The organism is Saccharothrix sp. DSM 118769 (genome assembly GCF_052936295.1).
In genome coordinates this window covers 4,640,618-4,667,291 of record NZ_CP193627.1, presented here as the reverse complement: position 1 = coordinate 4,667,291, position 26,674 = coordinate 4,640,618, and the positions used below count along the sequence as shown (strand labels likewise).

General features: G+C 70.1%; 16 protein-coding genes and 3 pseudogenes. 6 read left to right on the top strand and 13 right to left on the bottom strand.

What is annotated here, in order from left to right; translation table 11 throughout:
• Positions 1 to 158: 158 nt before the first annotated feature.
• Positions 159 to 719, bottom strand: a complete 561-nt coding sequence (locus ACRAKJ_RS20250; protein WP_438922056.1) for a zf-HC2 domain-containing protein — start codon at positions 717 to 719, stop codon at positions 159 to 161.
• An 87-nt stretch (positions 720 to 806) separates the two neighbouring features.
• Positions 807 to 902: pseudogene (locus ACRAKJ_RS20245) on the bottom strand (zf-HC2 domain-containing protein); the annotation flags it as partial.
• A 53-nt stretch (positions 903 to 955) separates the two neighbouring features.
• Between ACRAKJ_RS20245 and ACRAKJ_RS20240 the strand changes: the two are divergent.
• On the top strand, positions 956 to 1,519 hold the full coding sequence (locus ACRAKJ_RS20240; protein ID WP_438922055.1) for a sigma-70 family RNA polymerase sigma factor: 564 nt from the start codon (positions 956 to 958) through the stop codon (positions 1,517 to 1,519).
• Positions 1,520 to 1,600: 81 nt separating this feature from the next.
• Here the strand turns inward: ACRAKJ_RS20240 and ACRAKJ_RS20235 are convergent, their stop codons facing one another.
• Positions 1,601 to 2,146, bottom strand: coding sequence for a vitamin K epoxide reductase family protein (locus ACRAKJ_RS20235; protein WP_438922037.1), 546 nt, complete (start codon positions 2,144 to 2,146; stop codon positions 1,601 to 1,603).
• Positions 2,143 to 2,841 carry a thioredoxin domain-containing protein gene (locus tag ACRAKJ_RS20230; RefSeq protein ID WP_438922038.1) on the bottom strand — a complete coding sequence of 233 codons (699 nt, stop codon included), beginning with the start codon at positions 2,839 to 2,841 and terminating at the stop codon, positions 2,143 to 2,145. The genes ACRAKJ_RS20235 and ACRAKJ_RS20230 overlap by 4 nt, the downstream gene beginning before the upstream one ends.
• 141 nt (positions 2,842 to 2,982) lie before the next feature.
• Here ACRAKJ_RS20230 and ACRAKJ_RS20225 point away from each other — a divergent pair, with 141 nt between their 5' ends.
• Positions 2,983 to 4,872, top strand: coding sequence for a cytochrome c oxidase assembly protein (locus ACRAKJ_RS20225; RefSeq protein ID WP_438922039.1), 1,890 nt, complete (start codon positions 2,983 to 2,985; stop codon positions 4,870 to 4,872).
• Positions 4,873 to 4,885: 13 nt separating this feature from the next.
• Positions 4,886 to 7,129 carry a heavy metal translocating P-type ATPase gene (locus ACRAKJ_RS20220; protein WP_438922040.1) on the top strand — a complete coding sequence of 748 codons (2,244 nt, stop codon included), beginning with the start codon at positions 4,886 to 4,888 and terminating at the stop codon, positions 7,127 to 7,129.
• A gap of 277 nt (positions 7,130 to 7,406) precedes the next feature.
• Here the strand turns inward: ACRAKJ_RS20220 and ACRAKJ_RS20215 are convergent, their stop codons facing one another.
• The 4 genes from ACRAKJ_RS20215 to ACRAKJ_RS20200 all read right to left on the bottom strand — a co-directional run bounded on the left by ACRAKJ_RS20215 (position 7,407) and on the right by ACRAKJ_RS20200 (position 14,021).
• A complete protein-coding gene (locus ACRAKJ_RS20215; protein ID WP_438922041.1) occupies positions 7,407 to 7,703 on the bottom strand; it encodes a hypothetical protein in 297 nt (98 codons plus the stop codon).
• Positions 7,704 to 8,402: 699 nt separating this feature from the next.
• On the bottom strand, positions 8,403 to 12,257 hold the full coding sequence (cas3, locus tag ACRAKJ_RS20210) for a CRISPR-associated helicase Cas3' (RefSeq protein WP_438922042.1): 3,855 nt from the start codon (positions 12,255 to 12,257) through the stop codon (positions 8,403 to 8,405).
• A complete protein-coding gene (locus ACRAKJ_RS20205; protein ID WP_438922043.1) occupies positions 12,254 to 13,228 on the bottom strand; it encodes a beta-ribofuranosylaminobenzene 5'-phosphate synthase family protein in 975 nt (324 codons plus the stop codon). The genes cas3 and ACRAKJ_RS20205 overlap by 4 nt, the downstream gene beginning before the upstream one ends.
• Positions 13,221 to 14,021: a hypothetical protein gene (locus ACRAKJ_RS20200; RefSeq protein WP_438922044.1), complete on the bottom strand. Its 801-nt coding sequence runs from the start codon at positions 14,019 to 14,021 to the stop codon at positions 13,221 to 13,223. The genes ACRAKJ_RS20205 and ACRAKJ_RS20200 overlap by 8 nt, the downstream gene beginning before the upstream one ends.
• Before the next feature lie 654 nt (positions 14,022 to 14,675).
• On the opposite strand from ACRAKJ_RS20200, the pseudogene ACRAKJ_RS20195 reads away from it, so the two are divergent.
• A pseudogene (locus tag ACRAKJ_RS20195) lies at positions 14,676 to 15,212 on the top strand (transposase family protein); the annotation flags it as partial.
• A 79-nt stretch (positions 15,213 to 15,291) separates the two neighbouring features.
• Here the strand turns inward: ACRAKJ_RS20195 and ACRAKJ_RS20190 are convergent.
• From ACRAKJ_RS20190 to ACRAKJ_RS20175, 4 genes are all read right to left on the bottom strand, one after another.
• Positions 15,292 to 15,507, bottom strand: coding sequence for a DUF7489 domain-containing protein (locus ACRAKJ_RS20190; protein ID WP_438922045.1), 216 nt, complete (start codon positions 15,505 to 15,507; stop codon positions 15,292 to 15,294).
• A 180-nt stretch (positions 15,508 to 15,687) separates the two neighbouring features.
• Positions 15,688 to 18,408, bottom strand: coding sequence for a SpoIIE family protein phosphatase (locus ACRAKJ_RS20185; RefSeq protein ID WP_438922046.1), 2,721 nt, complete (start codon positions 18,406 to 18,408; stop codon positions 15,688 to 15,690).
• Positions 18,409 to 18,939: 531 nt separating this feature from the next.
• Complete coding sequence (locus ACRAKJ_RS20180; RefSeq protein ID WP_438922047.1) at positions 18,940 to 20,157, bottom strand: SpoIIE family protein phosphatase; 1,218 nt, start codon at positions 20,155 to 20,157, stop codon at positions 18,940 to 18,942.
• Positions 20,158 to 20,775: 618 nt separating this feature from the next.
• On the bottom strand, positions 20,776 to 22,095 hold the full coding sequence (locus ACRAKJ_RS20175) for a protein kinase domain-containing protein (protein WP_438922048.1): 1,320 nt from the start codon (positions 22,093 to 22,095) through the stop codon (positions 20,776 to 20,778).
• Positions 22,096 to 22,515: 420 nt separating this feature from the next.
• On the opposite strand from ACRAKJ_RS20175, the pseudogene ACRAKJ_RS20170 reads away from it, so the two are divergent.
• Positions 22,516 to 23,119 (top strand): annotated as a pseudogene (locus ACRAKJ_RS20170) (IS5/IS1182 family transposase); the annotation flags it as partial.
• A 147-nt stretch (positions 23,120 to 23,266) separates the two neighbouring features.
• Positions 23,267 to 24,346 (top strand): beta-propeller fold lactonase family protein, encoded by a 1,080-nt coding sequence (locus tag ACRAKJ_RS20165; protein ID WP_438922049.1) that lies wholly within the window; start codon positions 23,267 to 23,269, stop codon positions 24,344 to 24,346.
• Positions 24,347 to 25,306: 960 nt separating this feature from the next.
• Here ACRAKJ_RS20165 and ACRAKJ_RS20160 read toward each other — a convergent pair.
• Positions 25,307 to 26,599, bottom strand: coding sequence for a GAF domain-containing protein (locus ACRAKJ_RS20160; RefSeq protein ID WP_438922050.1), 1,293 nt, complete (start codon positions 26,597 to 26,599; stop codon positions 25,307 to 25,309).
• Positions 26,600 to 26,674: the final 75 nt, after the last annotated feature.

The window sequence follows — 26,674 nt, the reverse complement described above, 5'->3', positions numbered from 1 at the left end:
AGGCCGGCCGCGGTCCCACCACGGAGGTTCCGGTGAACGGCGGGACTCTCGGAAAGGCCCTGGCCGACCGGGCGAAGGGGTGCCCGGCCGGCCAGGGGGATCGCGGCGGTGTGCGACGCCGGGGCGGTGGAAGGAGACCGGCCCGGCGTGTCCGTTGGTCAGGCGGCTCGTCGGTGGTGGGCGGTGGGGCGCAGGTGACGCCGCTGCCCGCGACGCCCGTCAGGGCTCGGAGCGGTGTCGTCACCGTCGTGGTCGTGCCGGTCGAGGTCATCGCGGTCGTGACTGGCGGGCGTGCCCGGAGTCGGCTCCCGATGAGCTCGGGCGACGAGGTAGAGCAGGACCAGGCCGGCCACCACGGGCAGGTGGGAGACGACACGGGTGGCGGTCGCGGTGCCGTCGAGCAGGTCGCTGACGGAGAAGGCCACCAACACGGCGACGAACCCGCCCAGGGTGGGCAACAGCCCGCCCGCGCGGTGCGCGCTCACGGCGGCACCCAGCAGGCCGATGCCCAGGGCGAGGTTCCACGCCGCGCCCTCGTTGAACAGGTGGGTGGAGATCCCGTGCCCGGCATGCCCGCCGGTGGCCCCGGCGAGCAGTTGGGCCAGGGCGAGCCATAGCTGGACGATGGCGACCGCGGCGAGCGCCAGGCGCGGTGTCAGGGCGGTGTGGCGGAGTGCGGCGGTGGAACGGGGTGGGGCGGCGGCCAGCACGGCGTTCACCAGGTCCGGGTCGGGGCCGACAGGTCGGACCCGGATGGTCCTGGTCAGCGCTTGTGCGCTCGCCTGCCACCGGGTGCAGGCGGTGCACTGTGCCAGATGCGCGTCCGTCTCGGCGGAGGGTACGGGCTCGGCCTCGCCGTCCAAGCGGGCCGAGAGCGCTTCGCGGCAGGATTGGCAGTCCACACACCAGTAGTCGCTCCATTCGGCTCACCGGTTCCCGACATCGTGTGGTTACGATCCGAATCGTGAAAGCCTTCGACGACGAGGTGACGCGCTGGGCGCTCGACGCGCGTTCCGGCGACCGTGCCGCCCTGGAACGGTTCGTGCGCGCCACCCAGCGCGACGTGTGGCGCTTCGTCGCCCACCTCGCCGACGTCGGTCTGGCCGACGACCTCGCGCAGGAGACCTACGCCCGCGCCCTGCCCAGCCTGCGCCGCTTCGCCGGTCGTTCCTCGGCACGCACCTGGCTGCTGGTCATCGCCCGACGCGTCGTCATCGACCACATCCGGATGGCGCAGGTGCGTCCCCGGCTGTCCTCGGGCGCGGACTGGACGTACGAAGCCGACCGCAGGACCGTGGACACCGGCTTCGAGGCCACCGTCGAACTCGGCATGCTGCTCGACGCGCTGGACCCCGACCGCCGGGAGGCGTTGGTGCTCACCCAGGTGCTGGGGCTGCCCTACGCCGAAGCCGCCGAGGTCGTCGGCTGCCCGGTCGGCACCATCCGCTCCCGCGTCGCCCGGGCCCGCGAAGACTTGATCCACGCCGCGGGCGACGACGAGGCCACCGAAGCGGGATGACCTTCGCGGAGTCAGCGTGACCATCTCCACGGCGCCGACGGGAGCGCCCCCGTTCACGAGCAGCCGTCGTCACGGGACTCGTCACAAGAGGCTGGTCCAGTAGTCCCAGAAGGCGTGCAGGACCAGGCCGGCGATCAGCGCGTACCAGAGGGCCAGGACGGCGCTGTGCACCCGGCGCAGCGGCGCGAGGGCGGGCCAGGTGTCCAAAGTGGTGTACCAGAACAAGGGAATGGTGACGATCCACACGCCCATGCAGTAGGGGCACAGGGCGTGGATGTCGTACAGACTGGCCGCGATCAGCCAGTGCACGAACACCACGCCGAAAGCGGTCCCGGCGTTGAGCGCGATCCGGTACCAGCGCGGCGGTTCGAACCCGGCGAGCAGCGCGACGCCGGTGGTGAGCACGACGGCGAACGCCGCGATGCCGATCAGCGGGTTGGGGAAGCCGAACGCCGCGGCCTGCGGGCTGTCCATCACCGAACCGCACGAGATGATCGGGTTGAGCGAGCAGGTGGGAATGTAGGCCGGGTCACGCAGCGTGGCGATCTTCTCCAGCGTCAGCGCCGCGGCGGCGGCCAGGCCGAGGCCGCCGCCGATGACGTGGAGCCAGGCGAGTGCGCGGGTCATCCGGCCAGCGCCGCGTCGATCTTCGCGCGCAGCTCGCGGTCGACGTCGGCGACGGTGCGCCCCGCGGGCTCGAACCTCTCCCCGTCGAGGAAGAGCGTCGGCGTGCTGTTCACACCGAGTTCCGTCCCGTCTGCGACGTCGCGGTCGATGGTGGATTTCACCTCGTCCGAGGCCATGTCCGCGCGGAAGCGCGCCAGGTCCAGGCCGGCGGCGGTGGCGTACTGCTCGAACTTCGCGGTGGCGCGGGTCTCGTCGGAGCTGCTGGCCTGGCCGTCGACGGCCCAGTCGTCGAAGTTGTCGTAGAGGGCGTGGTACACCTCGTTGTACCCGCCCTGTTTCGCGGCTGCCTCGGCGGCACGGGCGGCGGGCACCGCGAGCGGGTGCATCTCCAGCGGGAAGTTGCGGACCACGAACGTGATGCGCCCCTGGTAGTCCTGCTCCAGCTTCTTGGTGATGCCCGCGTAGTAGGAGGCGCAGGCGGGGCACTGGAAGTCCAGGAACTCCACCAGGGTGACCTTGTCGCCCTCCACCTTGGACAGGGTGTGCGCGCCCGGCGGGAACAGGGCCTCGTTCGACGCGGTGCCTTTGTCGTCCGACCGGTTGAACACCAGTACCCCGGCGATCACCAGGACGGCGACGAGGACCACGACGCCGGTGAGGACGACGTTGAGGGAGGGACCGCGCCGTGCGGTCATGATGCTGCGGTTCTTCCGGCGGCTTGTGCGTGACATCGAGTACGTCGCTTCTTCTCGGGGACGGCTTCTCGTCCAGTTGGTCGGATGACGATCGGAGTAGTTCCGGGAACCGCGGAGCTTGTTCGCCCGACTGGTGTAGTCGTGAGGGTTGACAAGGCCGCCGCGCTCGCGGTCGGCGTGGCGGTGTCGTGCGTCACCTATGTGGTTCTGGTGGCGGGTGACGTGCACGGCGTGCTCGGTGACACCGATCCGGGCCGGGTGCCGTCGTGGCTGTTCGGGTTGGTGCGGTTGACCGCCGAGGCGGGGGCGGTGGTGGCGGTCGGCGCGCTGGCCTTCGCCGTGTTCGTCGTGCCGGCCGGGCGCGGTCGGGGGTTGACCGCCGATGCCTACGCCGCGGTCCGGCTCGCGGCCGGGGCCGCGACCGCCTGGGTGTTGGCCTCGGCGGCGGCGGTGCCGTTGTCGGCCGGTGACGCCTCGGGGCAACCGCCGGGGGTGGTGTGGGCGCACCTGGGCGAGCTGGTGGCGGCGACCGAGGAGCCCAAGGCGTGGTTGTGCACGGCGGTGGCCGCGTCGGTGGTGGCGGTCGGCGCGCGCTCGACGCTGACGTGGCCGGTCGCGGTGCTGTGGTTCGCCGTGGGTGTGGCGGGGTTGCTGCCGCCGGTGGTGGTCGGGCACGTGTCGGTGGGCGCGTGGCACGACTTGGCGACCGACGCGGTGGTGTGGCACGTGCCGGCGGCCGCGGTGTGGGTCGGCGCGTTGGTGGCGTTGCGCGGGTTCCTGCGGCGGCCGGGCGCGGCGCACCGGGATCAGGTGCTGCGCCGCTACCGCCGTCTGAGCGCGGTGTGCCTGGTGGTGCTGGTGGTCAGCGGCACCGTTGCGGGCCTCGTCACGGCCGGTCCGGGCGGGTTGTGGTCGGGCTACGGGCTGCTGCTGGCGGTCAAGGTCGCGGTGTGCGCGGTGATACCGCTGCTGCGGCGACGGTGGGGCGGGTCCCGGCCGCTGGGTGCGGAGCTGGTGGCGCTGGGTGTGGCGCTCGGCGCGTCGGTCGGGCTGACGCACCTGGTGCCGCCGTCCTGGCTGGTCGCGCTCCCGTCGGCGCAGGAGACCGTGCTCGGCTACGAACTGCCCGAGCCGCCGTCCACCGCAGGGCTGGTGCTGGGCTGGCGGCCGGACCTGGTGCTGGGCGTGGGCGCCCTGCTGGTGGCGCTCGCCTACTTGGTCGGGGTGCGTCGGCTGCGAACCCGGGGCGACGGGTGGCCGGTCGGGCGCACGATGGCGTGGTCGGCCGGGTGCGCGGTGGTGTTGGTGGTGACCTCGTCCGGGCTGGGCCGGTTCGCGCCGGGCGTGTTCAGCCTGCACATGGTTTCCCACATGGCGCTGAACATGCTCGGCCCGGTGCTGCTGGTGCTCGGCGGCCCGATCACCCTGGCGCTGCGCGCGCTACCGGCCGGGCCCAGGGCGTGGCTGGTGGCGCTGGTGCACTGCCGCGCCGCGCGACTGGTGGCGCACCCGGCGGTGGCGGCGGTGGTGTTCGTCGCGTCGTTCTACCTGCTGTACTTCTCGGACCTGTTCGGCGAGGCCATGCGCTACCACTGGGCGCACCAGGTGATGAACCTGCACTTCCTGGTGTCCGGCTACGTCTTCTACTGGCTGGTCATCGGGGTGGACCGGCCACCCCGACCGCTGCCGCACCTGGCGCGATTGGGTCTGCTGTTCGCGGTGATGCCCTTCCACGCCTTCTTCGGCGTGATCCTCATGAACACGCGGTCGGTGATCGCCGAGACCCACTACCGGCACCTGTCCCTGACCTGGGTGCCGGACCTGCTCACCGACCAGCGGCTCGGCGGCGGCATCGCCTGGGCCGCCGGGGAGCTGCCCATGCTGGTCGTGGTGATCGCGCTGCTGCGTCAGTGGGCCACCGCCGACCGCCGCGAGGCCACCCGGCTCGACCGCCGCCTGGACAGCGATGGGGACGACCGCCTGGCCGCCTACAACGCCATGCTCGCCGACCTCGCCGGTCGCCGGGACTGAGGAGAAGGACGAGATGACCACCACGGTGGACGCGCCGGTCGAACTGGCCGTGTCCGGCATGACCTGCGCGGCCTGCGCGTCGCGGGTCGAGCGCAAGCTCAACAAACTCGACGGGGTGCGCGCCTCGGTCAACTACGCCACCGAACGCGCGATCGTCCACCTGCCCACCGGGATGGGGACGCACGACGCGGTCGAGGCGGTGCGCAAAGCGGGCTACGACGCCCGCGTGCACCACCGAGCCGAGGACGACCGTGCCGCGCACACGGCCGCCGTGGCCGATCTGCGGCGGCGGCTCGTGGTCGCGGCGGTGCTCGCGATCCCGCTGGGCAACCTGTCGATCACCCTCGCGCTGGTGCCCTCGCTGCGGTTCACCGGCTGGGAGCTGCTGTGCGTGCTGCTCGCCGTGCCGGTGGTGGCCTACTCGGCCTGGCCGTTCCACCGGGCCGCGCTGCGCACCCTGCGCCACGGCTCCTCCAGCATGGACACCCTCGTGTCGCTGGGCGTGCTGGCCTCGTTCGGCTGGGCGGTGTGGTCGCTCGTGGCGGGCTCCGCCGGGCCCGGCTACTGGTTGGGCTTCGGCGTCACGGCGCAGGGCGCGGACGCGGTCTACCTCGACGTCGCCGCCGGGGTGACGACGTTCCTGCTGGCAGGCCGCTACTTCGAGACCCGCTCCCGGCGCAACGCCGTGGGACTGCTCACCGCACTGGCCGGACTGGCGGCCAAGGACGCCCGCGTGCTGCGCGACGGCGTGGAAGAGCCCGTTCCGGCCACGCTGCTGCGGGTCGGCGAAGAGTTCGTCGTGCGACCGGGTGAGGCGCTGCCCGCCGACGGGGTGGTCACCGACGGCAGGTCCGCGCTGGACGCCGCAGCGATCAACGGCGAGTCCGTGCCGGTCGACGTCGGTCCCGGTGACCGCGTGGTGGGCGGCACGGTCAACCGCACCGGACGGCTCGTGGTGCGCGCCACCGAGGTCGGCGCCAACACCCAGCTCGCGCAGATGAGCGTCCTGGCCGAGCAGGCCGCGCAGCGCAAGGCCGCCGTCCAGCGCCTGGTGGACCGGGTGTGCGCGGTGTTCGTGCCGGTCGTGCTGGTGCTCGCCGCACTGACGCTGGGCGGGTGGCTGATCACCGGCCACACCGCCCGGGAGGCGTTCACGGCGGCGGTCGCGGTGCTGATCATCGCCTGCCCGTGCGCCCTTGGCCTGGCCACGCCCACCGCGCTCATGGTCGGTGTGGCCCGCGCGGCGCAGTTGGGCGTGCTGGTCAAGGGACCGGAGGCGCTGGAGGCCACCCGCGCGGTGGACACAGTGCTGCTGGACAAGACCGGCACCGTCACCACCGGTCGGATGGCCGTCGTGGCGACCACGGCGTTCGCCGAGGCGGACGAGCACCAGGTGCTGCGCTGGGCGGGCGCGGTGGAGGCGGCCTCGGAGCACCCCGTGGCGGCGGCCGTGGTCGCGGCGGCGGGTGACGCGCTGCCCGCCGTGACCGGCTTCGAGGCGCTGGTGGGCGCGGGGGCGCGCGGCGAGGTGGACGGCGCTCCGGTCGTGGTGGGCACGGCCGTGCTGATGACCGAACTCGGCGTCACCGTCCCGCCGCCGGCCTCCCGGTGGCTCGACGGCCTCGCGGCGTCGACCGGTGTGCTCGTCGCCCGCGCAGGTGCCGTGGTGGGCGGCATCGCCGTGTGCGACACCGTCAAACCGACCGCCGCCGACGCCGTCGCCCGCCTGCACGCCCTGGGGCTCAAAACCGTGCTGCTGACCGGCGACAACGAGGCCGCGGCCCGCGCGGTCGCCGACGAGGTCGGCATCACCGACGTCCTGGCCGGCGTGCGCCCGGCGGACAAGGTCGCCGCAGTCGAGTCGCTGCGCGCACGCGGGCACCGGGTCGCGATGGTCGGCGACGGCATCAACGACGGCCCCGCCCTCGCCGCCGCCGACCTGGGCATGGCGATGGCACGCGGCAGCGACGTCGCCGCCCACGCCGCCGACGTCATCCTCGTCCGCGACGACCTGCACGCCGTGCCCGACGCCGTCGAACTCGCCAACCGCACCCTGCGCACCATCCGCGGCAACCTCGCCTGGGCGTTCGGCTACAACACCGCCGCCCTCCCCCTGGCCGCCCTCGGCCTGCTCAACCCGCTCATCGCCGGGGCTGCCATGTCCCTGTCCTCGGTGCTGGTGGTGGCCAACAGCCTTCGCCTGCGCGGCTACCGACCGGAGCACGCCCCCGTCCGGCGGGCTGAGGACGGGCGGTGATCACCACTCCACCGCACGCATCCGGCTCCGAAGTCCTTCACCGCGAGGATCAGCCGCTCGTCAGACCCGGGACTCGGCGATCAACCGCAGCGCCGGCGCCTTGAGCGCCGGGTCGGCGTCGACGACGTCGCCCGCGGCGAACGGCGGCCGCGGGTCGTACTCGATGCCCGTTGGGTGGCCTTCGCCGCGGCGTGGTCGGTGAGTAGGGGTACCGGGTACAGCGCCGTGTCGATGCCCGCGGACACTCCCGCAGCGGTCATGGTCCGGATCTCCACGGTCACGACCATTCCTCGTTCGTTGCGCCGGGGACAAGCAGGACGTCCGGTGCGTCGACCTCGTCGATCAAGCGGTCCGCCACGACGACGGTGTGACCGGTATCGGTGCGCACCGGGCTCTGCCGTTCGGCGATCACCCCTCGTGGTGGCGCCGGGCGGTCGTGACAGCACCCGGCCGGTCCGGTCGGATCAAGCAGGCTGAAGCCGCGGCAGAGCAGGATGCCGATCACCGTGCCGGGTCCGGGTTCGTGCCGGCCGGTGAAGTAGTCCGGCTCGCTGTGGGAGGTGGGATTCACCATGGCTCGGCGTCCTCCCGTGAGGAAGGGCGTGGCGGCAGTCGACGACCACCGGGAACCACGAGGTGGTCACGCCCGACTACCTGGATGTCGGCTGTGCTCCTGGGGCCGGCGGGTACCGGGTGGAGGACGGGAACGGGACTCCCCGTCCTCCGCACCTCACCGTCGTCCGGGTCGGAGTCGGTGTCGACGATCCACACCGGACATCCGATCGGCATGAGTGCCACCGTCACCGATAGTCCCTTGCTCGCTGACGCGGTGAGGAAGTGCGGGCGTCCGGTCAACGGATGCGCTCCGATCCCGCCGCGCGCCCCGAACACGGTGGTGACGTCTCGGTAATCGGAGTCACAGGCGTGACGCTCGATCGAGTGACGGAATCGGCCATGCGGACATGAGGGCCGTTACGGACGAGCACATGGTTTCTGCGCCGGTTCTGCTGTTCGGCACCCCGCACGAAGTCCGCGTCGGCTATCGTCAAGGTCTCGCCCTCGTGGCATGAAATCCGGTGTCCGGTCATCGGGGACAACCTCATTGAGTGAATTTGGCCCGTTTTGACGCCCAACCAGTCGCGATCACACCTCGACCGTGATCACAGGCGCACGGCACCCAGCGCTGACCGGCCCAACGAGTCGATCACTCAAACAGTGGTAGAACCACTCGTTTCACAGTCCCTGTCGACGCCGGCTGCGAGCGCTCATTCCTTCACCTACGAGTACGTATGCGAGGACTGAGCCAGTCCGTGGACATGTCGGCCGTGTGGTGGCGGTACGTCGACAGTGTGGTGAGGCTGAGGTCGTCGGTGGGCGCAGGAAGGCACTCGTCGCGCATCTGCTTGTGCCCCTTCGCTTCCTGTGCGCGGTGGACGGTTTCAGCCTTGGCCCACACCGCCTTCCATGCCGGAGGGCGTGGTATGGCCTCCGAAGGGCCGTACACGGCATCGAGGTAGCTCCGGGTGTCGTCCGGAAGTACGATGCTCGTCCGGTCCTTGAGCATCGCCCAGGTGCGCAGCACGATGTAGCGGGAGTAGAGGGCCGAGGTGTACCGCGGCAGGTTCGGCACACCGTCTGTTTCCGCGATGCCGGTGATGCCCAGGACGGGCCGCGTGTCCCGGTCGTCGTGGTGGATGAGCCTGGCCGCGCGTTGGAGCACCTGATCGATCGGCGCCAAGTCGGTGAGCAGGGCATCGAAGGTCCTGGCACTGCTGTACTGCAGTAGCTGGGTTCCCACGACGATGACGCGGGCCCGCTGACGTGTCAGCTCGACGTGCCGCGTCAGCCACTCTTCGACCTTTCGATGCGTCGAGCGTTCCTGTTGGCCATGGAGCAGCAAAATCTCCGGTCGACGTGATGCGGGCAGGGCCGAGACCGCGTCCTGGAGTGCCTCGTGAGTCGCTTTGGCGCGAGATGCGGTGTTGTGCACGACTGCGACGCACCGCGCCGAATCCGTAGCCTCCAGCAGCCACTGCACGACGTGGTCGTCGACTACGGGCTGGTCGAGCTTGATCGTCATTGTTTCCGCCTCAGCCGACACCGGGGCCCTTGTGACGACTGCGTCCTGCTCCCCGGCGACGGTGATGCGGATGGCACCGTCGCCGTCGGGTCCGGCGGAAGCCTGGTTCGTCGTAACCGGGCGACCTCCCGCCTGCCAGGCATCAACCACTTGTCGTCGTCGCGTCGAGGGCAACGCATCAGCCGACAACACCACCGACGTGCCCAGCTGTCCGAGCCACGTCAACAGCCTGTCGAGCAGCATCGACCTGTAGGGGTCGTAGGTGTCGGCCTCGACGAGGACAAGCACCTTGTTCGACAACGCGGTCAGACCGACAGGCCAGCGCGCGGATCGCACCACAGAACGCACAGCGCTGTCCACTGTGCCGACAACCACGCCACTGAGCAGTCCGCGCTTGCGGAGGTACTGATCGCGAGCCGGGTTGTCCGTGTCTTCGCTGCTGAAGGCGGTGCTGTGCTTCTCCGGCGGTACCGGATCGTCATCCGGTACCGATGACACGGATGTCGGGTCGTCGACAGTCCTCATCCATGCCTGGAGCACCGCGGTCATCCGGTCCCGGGTCGCTCGTGTGGGGCAGGCGATGTACACGCCGCCGAGTCCTTGGGCGCGCGCCATTGTCGCTGCGGCGAGGAGTGCTGCCCGAGTCTTTCCGGTACCGACCGGCGCCTCGATGATGGTGATGCTCGGTGATCGCCAGTGCTCTGCCATGGTCATGGCCACAGCGGATGCCCCGCCGGCGGCCGCCGTGTCGGCCGACGCGGTGTCGGCGCCGAACTTGGCGAACCCTGGTCCGATACCACCCACGCCGATAGGTGGCGACCATGATCGCAGTCCCGCGTTCGTCATCGCACGCTCGACGCGTGTGGCCGCACGTCGGACGTAATCGTCGAGGTCGACCGGTTCTTGCGGTGAGGAGTGATTCGCCTCGTCGGAGACGAGCCAGTCCGCCACGGTGGTCAGACCCGTCAGGGCCACGGCGGCTCCCAGACCGATGCGGACCTGCGACCACGACAGTGTCCTCGGATCGGGTAGACCCAGTGCTGCCGCTACGGCCAAGACCATGTCATCACGCCACAGCCGCCAGGTGTCGCCACCATGATCCTGAGTCCGGTCGCGTGCCTCCGCGAGGTCGGTCGGCGTAGGCAGGTGCCCGTGGTGGCCGCCCAACGCAACCGCGATTTCCGCGGCCACAGCCGGATCGGCCCCCCAGGGTTGCAGCATCTGCATCACGTGCAGCGAGGTCAGCAGCGCGTGAGGCGTGCTCGACCGGGGAACGGTCGCGGGTTGGGCGGCCCGTATGTCACGAGCGGCCACCGCGCCCAGTCGTGCGATCGCCGGATCTGCTCGTAGCGCTTGGAAGGCGGGGCTGTACTTGCCGATGTCGTGCAGCCCGCACAGCAGCGCGATCCATCCGTCGGCATCACCCAGCGGCCTGAATCCGGCCCGCAGTTCAGCGAGGTGTCGTGGTCCGACCAACCGCGGCAACAGGGCACGTACCGCCAGTGCGACGTCGAGGAGGTGGCACACCAACGGGTGCGGCGGTCGCGACGCGGGCCACTTTCCCCAGGGTGCCCATACCGGTGGCGATTTGGTGCCCACGAGCTGCTGCAACACCTGTCCGCGAGCGGTCAGTCTGCTAGTGCCGTCGTCGAGGGTGGTGACCAGATCGGGATGGTGGCGGGTAAGAGCGTCGTAGGAATGTGTCGCCAGGGTGCGGATGATGTCCCGTTTCCTCCGGGTCTGGGCCGACTTCCCGAAGTCTCCCTCGTCCTCGTCCAGCGCGCGTCCCACGGCCTCGAGCAGTGTTTCCACGCCTCGGATGTTGCCGATCCGACAATCGGCGATGACATCGCCGTACTGAGCCGCACCGTAGGCGATGTCGCGCTGGGACTTGGCGTGGAAGTCCTCGGCACCGGCGAGGGCGCCTTCGCGCACTCGTTCGATAACCCGGACGTGGCGGGTGAATTCCGGTGCGTCGACGTACCAGACCAGGCAGCGCATGCCCTCGTCACGTGCCTTGGTCCGCAGGTACAGGATCCCTTCCAGCGTGCGTGCACCGGTGTAGACCACGGGACCGCCGCGCCGTTGGACGTCCGGCCAGACCGCGTGGCGTTCGACGGCGTCGCTGCCGCACTTCGCGAACAGCCGGTCCGCGAGGTCGAAGCCGCTCTCGCCGGTGATCCCCTGGTCGCGTGCGAGTCGCGCGACCAGGGCACTGCCTTCCAGGTGCCGGAAGCCACGTTCGAGCAGCAGGTGTCGACCGATGGTGGTCTTCCCCGCTCCAATCGCGCCGATGACTATCACCAGGGTGTCGACATCCAGGTCCGGGATGAGGCTGACCTGGCCGGCAGGTCGCGGTGGTCGCCGGTTCCTGACCAGCACGGCCGCCGACCTGCCGATGGCCTGGTACTCCTCCAGGCGCCGACCGACCGCGAGGAGGCACTTCTCACGGTAGTCGAATCGAGCCGACTCCTCGTAGCTCATCGCGGCGAGCACTTTGTCCGCGCCGTGGGGGATGAACCACGAACTGAAGTCGTTGCGCCCCAGCCACGGGTAGGCGAGGTTGGGACGGACCTGTCCCGGCGCCTCGGCGACGACGCCGGTCTGCGCGCCGGAGAAGAACACGTAGCGCTCGAGACCGGGTACGTGCAGGGCGATGTCCGAACGCACGACGGCAGCGCGGTCACCGCCGGCTGCGTCGATCGCGGCGAGGAGTTGGTCGTGCGTGGTCCGGGCGAACCACTCCTTGGTCTCTTGACCGGGGAACTCCCCCGTCTCCGCGCTGCCGAGGGCGTGGATGGCGACCGTGGTGTCCTCGATGAACACGATGCTGGTCGCGCCGGCGCGTTTGATCACCTCGTCGAGTCCGGCGCCCAGGAACGCCTCGCGTTGCTCGCCGTAGGGCTCCGGGTATTCCACGTCGTGCAGGAGGTAGCGGGTGACATCGAACCCGAACCTGGCCAGCACCAGCCGCGCTTGGGCGAATTTGGCCAGGTTGGAGGTGGAGAAGAACACCGGGGTCAGCGCGGTTTCGAGCAGATCGGTCATCCGGGGCGCACCTCGCAAGCAGCGCCGTCGTTGCGGAAGGGGTAGGGACCCGCGACCCGCCATGCGGTCGTGTCCAACGACACGAGACCGGTGGGACCGCGACGGTCGTGCACCAGGAACACCGCCGGTCCCATACTGCTCAATCCGGCGGCCACGCCGGCGTCCCAGGCCGCGTCGAGCAGGTGACGGACCGCAGGCGGCCGAGCACCGATCTCGGCGGCCTTGAACCCCCGGCGTTGGAACTCGCGCAGGCTGGTCGCGAAGGCCTCCAGGTCGGCGTCGATCACCGCGGGCAGCATGCCGTGGTACAGGTGCGCCAATTGAGTGAGGACGTCATGCGACGCCACAGGCGTCGAATCACGGAAGAAATCGTCTTCCGAACCGATTTGCTGCGGTCGGTCATGCACCGGGATCAGCATGGTGATGCGCCAGGTCTCAGGTAGGGGCCACGACCCGATGACAGTGGAAGGCGGTCTGCCCCGTGGGTCGCTGGAGGGACGGTACACCCCGTCTGCGGGGTGTACCGCCTGCCCTGCGTCGACGACGAACCCGCCGCGGAAGAACGTCGAGCACCCCACTCCGGAGGTCCTTCCACGGCCGCTGAGGTGGATCAGCTCGGCGTCGCCGATCGGCCATTCCCGCAACCGTGCGACAGCCGTCAGGACCGACAACACCATCGCAGTTCCGGCACCGTACCCGGTGTGCGCGGGCAGCGGATCGCTGAGCGTGACGGCGGCACGCACATCGAGTCCTCGCTGCTCGGCGCGCCTCATCGTAGCGATGATCTTGTCGCGTGAGTCGCCGGAGAATCCGGTACCCGCCTCGAAGCGGTCGGCGAGGCGAGCACGTGTGCACGACGGCCGGGCGGCGAACGCCGCCCCCGCGCCCCCGTATGCGCGCGCGGTCGCGCCGCCCAGGTCGACCAGCCCGAAATGCACCCGCGGGTAGGCACGCACCACGACCTCATCCACGAGAGAGGTCCTCGGGTGACGGAGGACGCGACAGGTCCTCACTCGCCCAGATTTCGTCGAAGTGGTCAGCCAGCCAATCGAACATGTAACCGGGCCGTCGGACGATCATCGTGGGCAGGTTCCGACTGGCACGACCATGCTTACCCCGTGCAAGCAGGTAGGGACCCCAAAAACACTCGTCATCGATCCGGAACAGGTTGACACTGGGCAACGTGGTCGCCAACCGCACGTCGAACCGGATGTCGGGATCGCGCCACAAGGGCTCGGTCTGGAGGATGAACCTCCGGATTTCCTCATCGGTGCGTCCGGGGTTGTTCCCCTCTTCACGATCACGCAGCGCGGTGAACGCGTGAGACCGGGTCGGAGCGTCAGGAGCGACCAACAGGATGCGCACCTCGACACGGGCCGCCCACTCGCGAAAAACACCGGAGAAGTCTTCCCGCAAAGAGTTCAAGCCGAACCCCATGATGTCGATCCGGTGTGATGCCCGGCCGACCCGCGCCTGGTACTCGTGCTTGATCTGCACCGAACGGTGCGGGAAGGCGGTGACGAACCCGAAGGTATCAATATTTCTACGACGGTCGGCTTCTTCGTCACCGACCAACACCCAGGCGTAGACGACCATGCCGCTGACCCCGGTGGCGATGATCGAAGTACCGACCGCGACGCCGACCGGCCCGTACTGGGCCACCAGCGCACCGACCAGGACGAGTGCGAACTGCACACCGAGGTAGACCACGGTACGAACACGCTTGAGCGAGGCCCGGAGCCGGGTAACCAGTCGGGTTCCCATTCCCCTCCTCAGGCGCAAGCCCGATCAGCAGCACCGTGACCTCCGGATAGCGGCCCGCCGGACACCGACGAACGCACAGCCGCCTGATGCCCCGGTCGTACGTTAGCGCCTGACCGCACGAGCACCGCGTGTTCCTGCCGAATCGACACCACGAGCCGTCGAACTTAACCCGATCGGGGTAACCCACGACTTCGAGCAAGCAACACGAAAGAAACCTTCCTTCTCAGATTCCATCGGCGCAGCCGGAGAATCGCAATCACCGACACCCCGTTCGGCGCGACAGCCCTGCCGTGAACCTCCGAAGTGGCACCTGCCAACCTATCCGCAGATTTCCCGGGATCCTCCCCAGCTTCTTGACAGCGAGCCCTGTACGGCCTCATCCAACATCAAGGTGAAGTATGAGGACGTCCCGGGTCAAGGTCGATGATTCGGGTGGTGGAGCAGCGGAGTCTGCGCAGTAGCCGCCAGGCTTCAGGATCGAGACGGCTCGTTCGCCGAGGGCGCGAATGCGGACATGCGAGCGGTTGACTGAGCCATTTTCATCGTGGCATCGCAGGCCACGGCGCAGGCTGAGCGGTGGAAGTGCGGTGGGCGAGGCTCCCGGCAAGACAGCAGTCGACCACGATCCGATGCCCAACCGGGAGCCTCTCTGCGCTGTCCTACCCTGCCGCGATTCCGCTGTCCAACCGCACCCCCGTCCGCCTGGCCGATCCCAGCCGTGCCGAGCGGGTACGACGCCGGTCGCGGTGGCGGCGTCCGGAGCCCGGGCGACAGGCGCTGCTCGTGCTCGCGCACCTGCGCAACGACGACACCCACGCCCGAGTCGCCGCAGGCTTCGAGGTTTCCCGCAGCACCGCCTGGCGTTACGTCCGCGAAGCGGTGGACCTCCTCGCAGGCTTGGCCGACGACCTCCGCGCCGCCGGTGAGCGGGCCGCCCGCCTGGCCTACGCGATCCTCGACGGCATCCGGGTCCCGATCGACCGCGTCACGAACCAGAAGCCGTACTACTCCGGTAAGGACCATCGTCACGGCGTCAACGTCCAGGTCCTCGCCGGCACTGCCGGTCGGCTGGTACGGGCCTCGCCGGCACTGCCGGGCGCCGTCCACGACCTGACCGCGGCCCACACCCACGGTTTGATCGACGCGCTGATTGAGCACGAGACCACCACGTTCGCAGACAAGGCGTACCGATAGGCATTCATGCTGATCATGTACCAGGGGGCGCAACGTCCCCTGCGAGCCTGACCACCTCATCCGCTGTTGTCAGGTGTCACACGTGGGTCGGCCAACGTTGCCCCGGATGTTTGACCACACGGTCACCGACAGCGAAACCGCGCAAGAGCTCGGGGCTCACCGGGCGGCTGATCGTCTCGTCGTCATCGGTACGCACAACCAAGTCGACCCGATCACGCACCGCGGTCAACACGGCGAAGCCGAGGCAGACGAGAACCAGCAAGGCCACTACGGCTTCGACCGGCACGCCCATGTCCGGGATCTACCCCCGCCGCTCGCGACGACGCCGCGCCACCGAGATCTGCACCCGTTCAGAGCAGTCGTCGACGGGCTTGCGCACCAGGCGGGATCGGGACCGACGGCACCACCCCGCAGAGGCTTCTTCCCGAAACAGGAAGCCCGTCGGTGCGCGCAACCGCCTCCGACCACACCGTCAAGGCAGCGGTGGAGCAGTGCGGACGACCAAGGGTCCTGGCAGGCCGAGGTCCTCCAGACCCGCTATCGACAGGACACGAGCCGGCGCGGAACCCTCGGCGACCAGCACGGTCAGCGGTCGACCGGCACGGGTGGCCGCTTCGGAGGTGTCGAGCAGCAGCGCGATGCCCGAGCTGCTGAGGTAGTGCAGTCCGGTGAGGTCGACCTCCACCGGCCGGTGGTCGGAGCCCTCGACGCGGGACAGCAGGGGGGCGCGCAGCTCGCGCGCGGTGTGCAGGTCCAGGTCACCGGTCAGCCGCACGCGCCGGGTCGCGCCGTCGGCCGGGTCGTCGAGCAGGCCGGCCACGTCGATCTCGACCGGTGTGGGCGGTGCGGGGGTGCCAGGCCGTGCGGTGAGGTGGAACTCGACGGTGGTGCCGCTCTCGCCGCGGTCGAAGGTGACCCGTTCGGCCAGCGTGTGGATGATGCCCGTCCCGCGTCCTCGGTAACCCGGGTCGGCGGGCACCGTGCGCCACCGGCCGTGGTCGCGCACGATGACGCGCACGCCCGTGGCAGTGGTGGTTAGCTCGTATTCGTAGTCTCCCGTTCCACCCTCGTAGGCGTGGTCGACGACGTTGGCCGCGGCTTCGCCCAGCGCCAGTTGCAGGTCGTCGAGCAGGTCGACCGACAGCGCCGCCACCGCCGCCCACGCCCCGACCTCGCGCCGCATGACGGCCAGCGAGGGAGGCAGGGCCGGCAGGGCGCCGCGCAGCGACGAGGGCAGGTGACGCGCGACGACGAGGGCCACGTCGTCGTCCTGGCCGTCGGCGAGCAGCACGTCGGTGACGGCGTCGGCCAGGGTGTCGGGCGCGGCGGCGCGGGTGTCGCGGACGACGGCGAGCAGTCGGTCCAGGCCCTCGTCGAGCGGCAGGTCGCGGCGCTCCACCAGGCCGTCGGTGTAGAGCACGACCGACGCGCCCACGGGCAGGTCGGCGGTGTGCTCGACGTAGTGCGCCCGTCTCGGCGTGCCCAGCACCGGTCCCTGGCCGCCGGTGAGGAACCGCATGGTGTACGCGTCCGCCACCAGCGGCGGCGGGTGACCCGCGGTCGCCCAGCACAGCGCCCCGGTGTCGCGGTCGAAGGTCAGGCACGCGCAGGTACTGCCAACGGCGCCGTCGACCCGCCGGGCGAAGACGTCCAGGTGCTCCAGCGCCGCAGCCGGAGACCGCCCCTCCAGCAGGTAGCCCGCCAACGCGCTGCGCAGCTGCCCCATGACCGCGGCCGCCGACGGCCCCTTGCCCACCACGTCGCCCACGCACAGCGCCACGGTGTTGTCGTCCAGTTCCAGCACGTCGTACCAGTCGCCCCCGATCTGGGCGTGAGTCGACGCGGGCAGGTACCGGGCCGCGATCGCCAGCCGGTCCAGCACCGGCAGCTCGCGCGGCAGCAGACTGCGCTGCAACGCCTCGACGATCTCGTGCTCACGCCGCAGCCGCAGCTCGCGCTCGGCCTCGACGCGCTGCCGCTCGGTCACGTCGCGCCCGATGGCCTGCACCCCGGTCGGCGTGGTGCGCATGCCCAGCTCCAGCGCGACGACGCCTCCATCGCCGCGCCGCACCTGCCACACCTCGGTGACCACGCGCGCGCCGGCCGAATCGGCATTCGACCTGCCCGGATCAACGCCCCGACCGGACACCACGAGGTCGGCCACGTTCATGCCCACCAGTTCGTCGCGGGTGCGGCCCAGCAGTACGCACGCCGCCGGGTTCACCTCGACAAACCGCGAGTCGCGATCCAGGACCCAGATGGCGTCGGTGGCCCGCTCGAACAGCAGCAGGTGGCGCTGCTCGCTCTCCCGCCGCTCCTGGTCGGCCTGCACCCGCTGCAACGACTCCCAGCACCGGCCGACCACCACCGAGATCACGTCGACCTCAGCCGGCGTCCAGTCGCGCACCGACGCCTGGTGCACCGCCAGGCCGGCGACGAACCGCCCGCCGCGCAGCAGCGGCACGAACACCACCGCGCGGATGCCGGCGCGCCCGTAGGCATCGCGGTCCACCGCGCCCAGTCGCGGGTCGCCGGCGACGTCGACCACCACCCACGGCCGTCCGTCCCGCAGCACCCGCAGCGCCTGCTCCCCGAACGCCGACATCGCGAACCTGCCCCGCAGGGGCGGCAGCAGGCCTGCGTGGTCATCGTTGATGACGAAGTGGTCCTCATCGGCTTCCACCAGGGCGAACGCGCACCGGTCGGCGACCAGGTGCTCGCGCAGCAGCGCGGTGGCGGTCACCATGACCCGCTCGGGGTCGTCCACACCCTGCAACCGTCGCTCCAGCGCCTCCAGGAAGCGGTTGCGCTGCTCGGCCGTCCGCCGCCGGGTCACGTCGGCCGACATCCCGCGCACTCGCACCGGCGCGCCGAGGGCGTCGCGCACCACCTGCACCCGGGTACGCAGCCACAGCAGCCGCCCGTCCGCGGCGGTGGCGCGGAACTCCACCTCGAAGTAGTCCAGGTCCACGCCCGCGCGCCACGCGCGCAGCACCTCGGCGCGGTCGGCCGGGTGGACCAGTTCGACGAGGACGTCCAGGTCGTCGCGCCAGTGGTCGGGCGGGTACCCGAGCAGCACCTCGGCGTGCCGGGAGACGAACGTCAAGCGCCGGGACGCCACGTCGACTTCCCACGCCACGAGCCCCATGTCGTCGACGAGGCCGGTCAGGTCGGTGCCCTGCGGTGCGGTCACGGCCGCTCCCCGCTCGCGCACGCCACGGGCCTGGCCCTCTTCAGGGTCACCGCAGACCGGGCAACGGACACACGCGGAACCGCATCTAGTCTCGACCTGCCCCTGGACGAGCGGATGTGACCTGCACACTTTGTCACATTCGGGCAGGCTGCCGTTCCGGACACCACCGGACGCCCTGCCGCCCCACCCTGATAACGTCCAGGACCGCTCGACCGGAGCGCGTGGATCCGCACAACGACATCGCCGGAGCGCACCAGGGCGGCAGCGACTCCCCCTGCACATGACCAGTCGATCATTTCTACCCGGTGGTCCACTCCGCGATCCTCGGCCCTGTTGTTGTGTGCGGGCGAGAAGGGCTTGCTACGTCAACAGGTCTGCGACTTCGAGTTCGCGCCGAGCAACGCACTGATGCAGATCAAGCCGTCATCCACCTGATCTGCTCGATCTCGACCACGAGCGATCGACCTACCGGAGGACGATCACTTCCGACTCGATATGTCGGGTCGGTCCGGCGGTGGATGTCCGTCCGGGTCAACCCGGCGTGGGGCTGTGCCGGATGGTCAGCAGGGCGATGTCGTCGGGGGCGGGCTGGTCGCCGACGAGGGTAGCCATGATCCGGGTGCAGACCGTTTGCGGTGCGACCGGGGCCACCACCTGCCGGAGCTTGTCCAGCCGATCGTCCAAGTCGTGTTCGCGGCGCTCCACCAGGCCGTCGGTGAACAGGGCGACCAGCGCGCCGGGCGGCAGGTCGACCCCGGCGCCCCGGCGGCCGGTGACGCCCAGGTGGTAGCCGATGGGCGGGCCGAGGGGGGCGTCGACGAAGGCGGTTTCACGCCTCGGCACGGCGAGCGCGGGCGGCAGGTGGCCGGCGAGGGCGAGGTCCATGCGATGGGCCGTCGTGTCGATGACCGCGTAGGCGACCGTGGCCATGGTGTGGGCCTCGAAGTGGCTGGCCTTGCGGTCGAGCTTGCCGAGCACCTCCGCCGGGTCGTCGAACTCCAGCGCGTAGGCGCGCAACGCGCTGCGCAGCCGTCCCATGACGATCGCGGCGGGCAGGCCGTTGCCCACCACGTCACCGATCACAAGGCCGATGCGCCCGCCGGGGAGGAGGAACACGTCGTACCAGTCGCCGCCGACGCCGCTGTCGGTGCCCGGGACGTAGCGGGCGGCCATCTCCCAGCCCTCGATCGTGGGCAGGTGCCCGGGCAGGAGGCTGTCCTGCAGCATCGTGGCGGCGGCCCGCTCGGACCGCGACCGGTGCACGTGTGCCGCCATGGCCAACCGGTCGGCCACGAGTTGCAGCAGTTCGACCTCTTCGTCGGTGAACCGGCGCGAGGTCGTGCTGCCGATGTGCAACACCCCGGTCAAATCGCCTTGGGCCACCATCGGCACGCCCAGCATGCTGTGCAGACCTCGTTGCCACAACAGGGGGTTGATCACGGTGGACTCGTCGACGTGGGTGAGCTGCACCGGTTCCCGGCGCTGTGCCACCTGCCCTGCGAAGCCGGCGCCCACCGGTATGCGGACGCCCTGGAAGACCTCTTCCTCCAGGCCGAAAGCCGCCTTGGCCACCAGCTGCCCGCCGTCCGCGTCGGCCAGCAGGACGGTGGCGGTGTCAACCGCGAACAGGTCGCGCACCTGCGACAGCAGCACCTCGAGGACCTTGTCCAGGTCGAGTTCCCGGAGGGTGCCGTCGGTGATCGCTTCCAATACCCGCAACCGCGTCCTGAGGCCCTCCAGCTCGTCCATCCGTCAATCCCGTCCGCATTGTGATCACGTACATCGAGCGGGCGCGCGAGCGCGTGACGGATGCCAGTGAGTGGGTTGTGGTCGAGTCAGGATACCCGGAGCGGCCATGAGCCGAGCCCCGACCAGGTCCAGGGCACAAGATCGCGTGCTGTCGCTGGACGGTGCGCGGCAGTGGAGCACGTCGAAGTCCGTTCTCCGTCCTGTCGCCGCAGGTTCCGCGTCACCGCCGCTCTGACCACCGGCGGCGACACCCGGTCGAGGCGGAGCGCCGCGCTCTGCGTCCGGGTCGCCGGCCCGATCGACGTGAGTGCGGGGACCGGGTCGACGGCGCTGTCCTATCGGGCGCGCCGAACCCGAAGGGACCGGCGATGTCGGCGTCACCCGTACCGTCGTCGACGACAGCGCAGGGCCGCTCGCCATGCCGATCACTACTCGTCACGGGTGATGTTCGCCCGTCGCGGCGCTCCTCCCCCGCGCGGCCAACTCACACACCGCGGATTGGTCGTCGACCCGGTGCGAGGCCGTGGTGGACGCCGCCACGTCCACCGCCCACACCGACGTCCGCGGTCCCGACCGTCACCGGGAGCCTGCTGTCCGTCGTCGACAACTTCCCGGTGCTCACCCCACGGTCCTCGCCACGCGGTTCCGTGGTGCGGCACCGGCCCGCGGAAGGGCGCCGACCGCAGTTCTCGGGACAGCTGGGCGGGTCGACGACTCCGGATGGATCACCAGGGTCTGCGGTGGTTGTCGCGCAACGTGCAGGTGCTGTTGCGCGGTCTGTGACGGCAGTCGTGTCGTCCGTGTCTCGGCATCCGTGGGTGTAGCCGTCACGGCCGCGCTTCCCCGTGCCTTTCGCGTCACCGTGGTGGACGACGCAACCGGGGGCTGTGGCGGGTCGGCCATCGAGGTCGATGTCGTCGGTCCGACGCTGGTGCCGATGTCCGGTTGACCGTTGTCCTCGACAAACAGGACGTCGGTCGAATCAAGGACGACCAGCAGCGCTGTTGCGGCTGTCAACACCGCCGCAGCCCCGGCACGCAGCAGATGCCTCCTCGCGCCTCGAGGAGCGACCGGAGGTTCGGCCACGACGATGCGCTCGACATCCGGCGGTCGCGCACTGCTCGATGAGGGGTGGGCCATGGCTGCGAGCCGCTCGGCGCAGTCGGCGGCGGTGGGACGACGCCGGGCACTCAAGCTGGTCATCGCGGTCAGCGTGTCGCGCCACGGCCCCGGCAGGTCATCGGGAATCAGGGGTCCGCGGTGGAGGCGGGCAAGTGCCGACTCGGTGTCACCACCGAGGTACCCCGGTTGGCCGGTCAAACACTCCAGCAGCACCAAGCCCAGTGCGAAGACGTCGACGGAAGAGGTTACCTCGCCCCCGCGGACCTGCTCGGGCGCAAGGTAAGCGGGGGTGCCGACCACGAATCCCGATCGGGTGACCCGGGTGGCCTGCGACTGCAGCACCAAGCCGAAGTCGGCCAGGTAGGCGCGCTGGTCGTCGCGGTCGAGCAGGATGTTGGACGGCTTGACGTCGCGGTGCACCACGTCGTGCCGGTGCAGGTGGGCCAGCACCTCGGCGACCTGCACCCCGATCCGCGCGACCGACTCCGACGCCGGCGGAGGCGGCTCGCGCATCCGCCGGCGCAGCGTGCCGCCCTCGACGGCCTGCATGACGAAGAACGCACGGCCCCGAAACGACCCGGTGTCGTGGACCGCGACCATGCCGGGACACCACAGCCTCGCCGACACGTCCACTTCCCGGCCGAGCCTGATCCCGTCTTCACGGGTGGCCGTGCCCCGGAACAGCTTGATCGCGACCCTGCGCTCCAATTCGGTGTCGAACGCTTGGTAGACCTCGGCCGTCCCGCCGGTGCCGTAGAGCGCGCCCAGAGCGTACCTCCCGTCGACGACCTCACCGGTCAACTGCCCGTTCGACATGCGACCGACCTCCGTTGCGACGACACAAGGCGCATCGCCGCGAAAATACCGCCAAGATCGACGATTGACCCCTGTCGCGGATTCGCCACAACGCGAGGAACAATCGGTCCCGCCTCGTTCAGCGCCGCTCCCAGCGGCGCTATGACGAGGTGCTGCCGTCACGCGACGGTCGGGCACTTCGGAATCCCGCAAGAACCGCCGGAGACGGATCGCGCGCCTGCGCCGAACCGACGCACGAAGTGAAATAATTTCAGTTGTTGGCCGATGCCCAGGCAGCGCGCGCCGGATCTTCGGCACCACCGCCACCGAACGTCCCGGAACCCAAGCCACGACGTTGATCGTTGCGTCACGATTTTCGATCGACTTGACGGGTTGTCGCTGCGGTTGACGCCCGACGAGTTGTGAGCGTGGGTCGAATCGTTGCTCCCGAAGCTCGCCGCCCGGCCGCAGAGCAGCGGAACGGCTGTGGTGGACGACCGGGCGGTGTTCGCCAGGTCGTCCACGTGCTGACCGGCGACCGAGGGGGGCAGAGTTGACTGTTGTTCAGTTGCCACTGTTGTTCAGGGTGGCCGTGCCGGCAGCGCACCGCCGGTTCACGCAGTGGACCGAGGCGGCGTTGTGGCGGCGGTTGCACCGGGCCGTGTCGGACGAGTTCGGCTCGCACGGGGATGCCGACCGGTCGCGGGCGATCCTGGACGCCGCCTCGGCGCGGACGGGAAAAGGGGCGACATGACAGGTCCGAACCCGGTCGACCGCGACAACCCCGACTCGAAGATCCACATGGTGTCGAACCGTGTCGACCTGCAGGTTCACGGCCGGTGTCTCGGCCGCGAACCTGCAGGACAGCCAAGCACTCAAGCCCATGCTCATGGCTGTCCTGCGCATCCGATCACCGACGTGGACCGCGGCGCTTCCACCGGACGGTGCGACACGCGAACAAGGCCCACGACGCCGACTGACCATCCACTGCGAACGTTACCCCGACAACTACTGCGCCTTTCTCACCCTCGCCGCGAAGCTGACCTCTCAAACGGCTGGTGAAGACCGCCACGTGGGACGTGGTCGGTGCTCACCGCGTCATTCCTATGGTGTAAACGCCACGCCTGACCGCTCGCCCAAGTCGGGGTCAAGACGGCGTTGGGGCAGCACCGGCCGACACTAGGCCGTTAGTGTGACGGCAGATCCGGGAGCAGCGACGTCCCGAGCGTTCAAGAACCGACACGGGGGACTCATGTCCGTTTATTCGACACGCGCACGCTTTCACGCAGCGTCTTCTCAAAAGATTACCCGAACGAGTCGATTTCCCCGGTTGGGAGTGACCGTCGCGGTACTCGCGATAGTGGCCGGCACCGGTTTCGACACCTCGCCCCGGTGGCCGACCCGAATCCAGGTGTTCGTGGCCAACAGCGGCTCCGACGACGTCACCGTGTACGACACCCGACTGGCCGAGGTGACGGCCACCGTACGTGTCGGCGACTACCCGGCTGGGGTCGGCGCGCATCCGTCCGGTCACCGCGTCTACGTCACCAACGAGTCCTCGAACACCGTCTCGGTGATCGACACCCGGACTCTTTCGGTCATCGCCACCGTGCCCGTGGGACCCAACCCCTTCGGCGTCGCCGCCACACCCACCCACGCCTACGTCACCAACTTCGGCCGTGACGACGTCACGGTCTTCGACACCGCCACGAACACGCCGGTGAAGACCATCCCGGTGGGCCGGTTCCCGCACAGCGCGGTGGCCAGCCCCGACGGCTCCCGGGTGTACGTGACCAACCACGGCGGCGACAGCGTCACGATCATCGACACCGGTACGCAGACCGCCGTCGACACCATCCCGGTCGGCGTGTTCCCAGCGGGCATCGCCATCAGCCGGGACGGCAAGCGCCTGTACGTGGCCAACACCGGCAGCGACACGGTCACCGTCATCGAGACGGGCGACCACCGCCCGAGCGGCACCACCAAGGTCGGCGACGCGCCCCTCGGCGTCTCGGTCACCCCGGGCGGCCGGGTGTACGTCGCCAACACCGGGTCGGACACCGTCAGCGTCCTGGGCCCCACCGGCAAACCCCTCGAGGTCGTCAAGGTCCAACGCATGCCCGAGGGCTCCGGAGCCGCGCCCGACGACAGCTTCGTCTACATCACCAACACGGGGTCGGACACCGTGTCGGTGATCAACGCCAAGGACGGCAAGCCCGCCGCCCCGTTCACCGTCGGCGACGCGCCCGAAGGCGTGGCGGTCACCTCCTGACCTTGGTCCAACCGCAGGGGATTCGACGGTCACCCGGCAACCCTCCCCTCCGGCGACTCCAGCCGCACCGAGCCGTCCACCCGTTCCACGATCTGCCGCTCCCTTCCCATCGTTGAAGTTGTCCCCGAAGGCAGGGAAGCCCGTACGCCGGACGCTCAGGACCCTGCACAGCCGGGTGGCGCCGAAGACGGCGCGGTGTTCGGGATGAACCGGTAGCTGCGGGTCAACGAGCCATCCCCTGTGCGAACAGGCGACCGCCTTGCGCAGGATGTCCTCCGACTCCGGTTCCGCCACCCGCTTACGCAGTTCCCGCAGCTCTTGGCGCTCATCGGCGACACACCGCCCGTCGGTGCAGCGGCCTGGAGCTGTTTGGCGGTGCGGACCTGGTTGCACGGGGTCTTGTGGTTGACGCCCAGCTCGCGGGCCACCTGCCGCGACGGCCGGTCCGACCGACCGGGGCAGCTCCACGGCGTTCCTGCGGAACTGCCCGGGATACTTCGACTTGTCCGACACGGGACATCCTTGCCCGGACCGTCGTCCGGGATGAAAGTGTCCGGTTCGCGGGGACAACCTCAAGGGCCGCAAACGAGCGATCCTGTCGCTGCTCGGATTCGATCGCTCGTCACGACACCGGCTTGTTGGAGCAAGGGCGTGTGGTCGGGCGTTCAGGCGGCATGCGTCGCGAAGCCGGTGGCCCTGTCACGTGTGTGACAGGGCCACCACCTCGTCCACCGGGCGACGGCCCTTACCAACGTGACCCGTTCCCGGCGGTGTCGCGCAGGCGCCGCAGCAGGCTGGGAATGCGCTCATCGCCAAGAAGGGGCAGTTCGCCCGCGCCGGATCGTGGTTTCCAGCCGACCCGATCGACAGGTCGGGCGGGATACCGGGTTGTGAGGCGGATTCGACACGGTCGCGAAGAGTGTTCACCTGACGCTGTGGCGCCCGGTGTACTGGGGCGGGTCAGCGGTTGATGTAGGCGGCCAGGCCGCTGAGTTCTTCGTTGGCGATGAATGCCGAGCGCACGGTGAGGAGGGCTTCCTCGGCGTGGTCGTGGCAGCCCCATGCCGCGTCGCCCCAGGCGTCGGCGACCTTGAGCTCGGCGGGTGCGGTGCACCCGTCGGCGCTGCCGAGCCTGCACTGCTCGGGATGGGGCGCGGCGGCCTGTGCGGCCGCGGCGGCGCGCATCCGCTCGGCCAGTTCCGCGGCGGCGACGGCACGTTGCTCGGCTTCGGCGCGCAGTTTCTGCTCCGCGCGCATCGCCTTGGCCAGCTCGGCGTGGGCCGCTTCGGCGCGGGCTTCGGCCTCGCGCCGCGCCCGCTCGTCGTGGTGGCGTTCGATGGCCAGGGCCGCGGTACCGGCGAAGACGCGGGCCAGGGCGAGGTCGGAGTCCTGTGGTGCGCGCGGGGAGCGGTGGTACATGGCGAAGGTGCCCAGCAGGCTCCCGTCGCGGGCCAGGATCGGCGTGGACCAGCAGGCGGCCAGTCCGGCCCGGCCGGCCAGGTCGCGGAAGTCGTCCCAGAACGGGTCGCTGGCGATGTCGGTGACGACGACAGGCTCCCGCCGGTGGGCGGCGGTGCCGCACGAGCCGACACCCTCGCCGGTGGCGATCCCGTCGATGGCCTCGTTGTAGAAGTCGGGCAGGCTGGGCGCGGCCCCGTGACGCAGGTGCAGGCCGTCGGGATCGGCGAGCAGGACGGAGACGAGCACCTCCTGCGGGGCGAGGTCCTCGATGCAGCGGGCCATCCCCTCGAGGACCTCGGTCAGGGGCGCCTGCCGGGCGATCTGCTCGAGCAGGGCGCGGTGCTCGGCCATCAGCCGCTGGGCGTGCTTGACCTGGGTGGTCTCCACGCCGATCACCCGGATCCCGACCACGTCGCTCCCGGCGTCGCGGCGCGGCTCGTAGGTGAAGTCGAAGAACGCCTCCCGCGCGTGCGGGCCGGTGTCGAGCACGACCCGCACATCATGGCCGGTGTAGGACTCACCGGTGCGGTAGACCTGGTCGAGCAGGGCGATAAAGCCCTGGCCGGCCAGTTCGGGCATCAACTCCGCCAGCGGGACACCGGTGCGCGCCCGGTGCTCGCCGATGGCGGCGAAGAACGCCGGGTTCGCCGCCTCCACCACATGGGCAGGCCCCACCAGCGAGGCGAACACGGCGATGGACTGCCCGAACAAAGCGCGCAGGTCCTCCTCGGCGGCCTGCTCGGCGACCGCGGGCTCCGCGGCGAGGGGATGCTGGTCTGATGCCGCCGTCATGATGTCGTCCATTCCTCTGCCTGTGGTGCATACGGTACCCAGATGTGCGGCAGTTCGGCTGTGCGGTACCCGGAC

Excerpts from the sequence above, each read along its gene's own strand:
- ACRAKJ_RS20190 (WP_438922045.1), bottom strand. The coding sequence starts at position 15,507 with ATGGGCGTGCCGGTCGAAGCCGTAGTGGCCTTGCTGGTTCTCGTCTGC.
- ACRAKJ_RS20175 (WP_438922048.1), bottom strand. The coding sequence starts at position 22,095 with ATGTCGAACGGGCAGTTGACCGGTGAGGTCGTCGACGGGAGGTACGCT.
- ACRAKJ_RS20160 (WP_438922050.1), bottom strand. The coding sequence starts at position 26,599 with ATGACGGCGGCATCAGACCAGCATCCCCTCGCCGCGGAGCCCGCGGTC.
- ACRAKJ_RS20200 (WP_438922044.1), bottom strand. The coding sequence starts at position 14,021 with ATGGGAACCCGACTGGTTACCCGGCTCCGGGCCTCGCTCAAGCGTGTT.
- cas3 (WP_438922042.1), bottom strand. The coding sequence starts at position 12,257 with ATGACCGATCTGCTCGAAACCGCGCTGACCCCGGTGTTCTTCTCCACC.
- ACRAKJ_RS20215 (WP_438922041.1), bottom strand. The coding sequence starts at position 7,703 with ATGGTGAATCCCACCTCCCACAGCGAGCCGGACTACTTCACCGGCCGG.
- ACRAKJ_RS20230 (WP_438922038.1), bottom strand. The coding sequence starts at position 2,841 with ATGACCGCACGGCGCGGTCCCTCCCTCAACGTCGTCCTCACCGGCGTC.
- ACRAKJ_RS20180 (WP_438922047.1), bottom strand. The coding sequence starts at position 20,157 with ATGGACGAGCTGGAGGGCCTCAGGACGCGGTTGCGGGTATTGGAAGCG.
- ACRAKJ_RS20235 (WP_438922037.1), bottom strand. The coding sequence starts at position 2,146 with ATGACCCGCGCACTCGCCTGGCTCCACGTCATCGGCGGCGGCCTCGGC.
- ACRAKJ_RS20220 (WP_438922040.1), top strand. The coding sequence starts at position 4,886 with ATGACCACCACGGTGGACGCGCCGGTCGAACTGGCCGTGTCCGGCATG.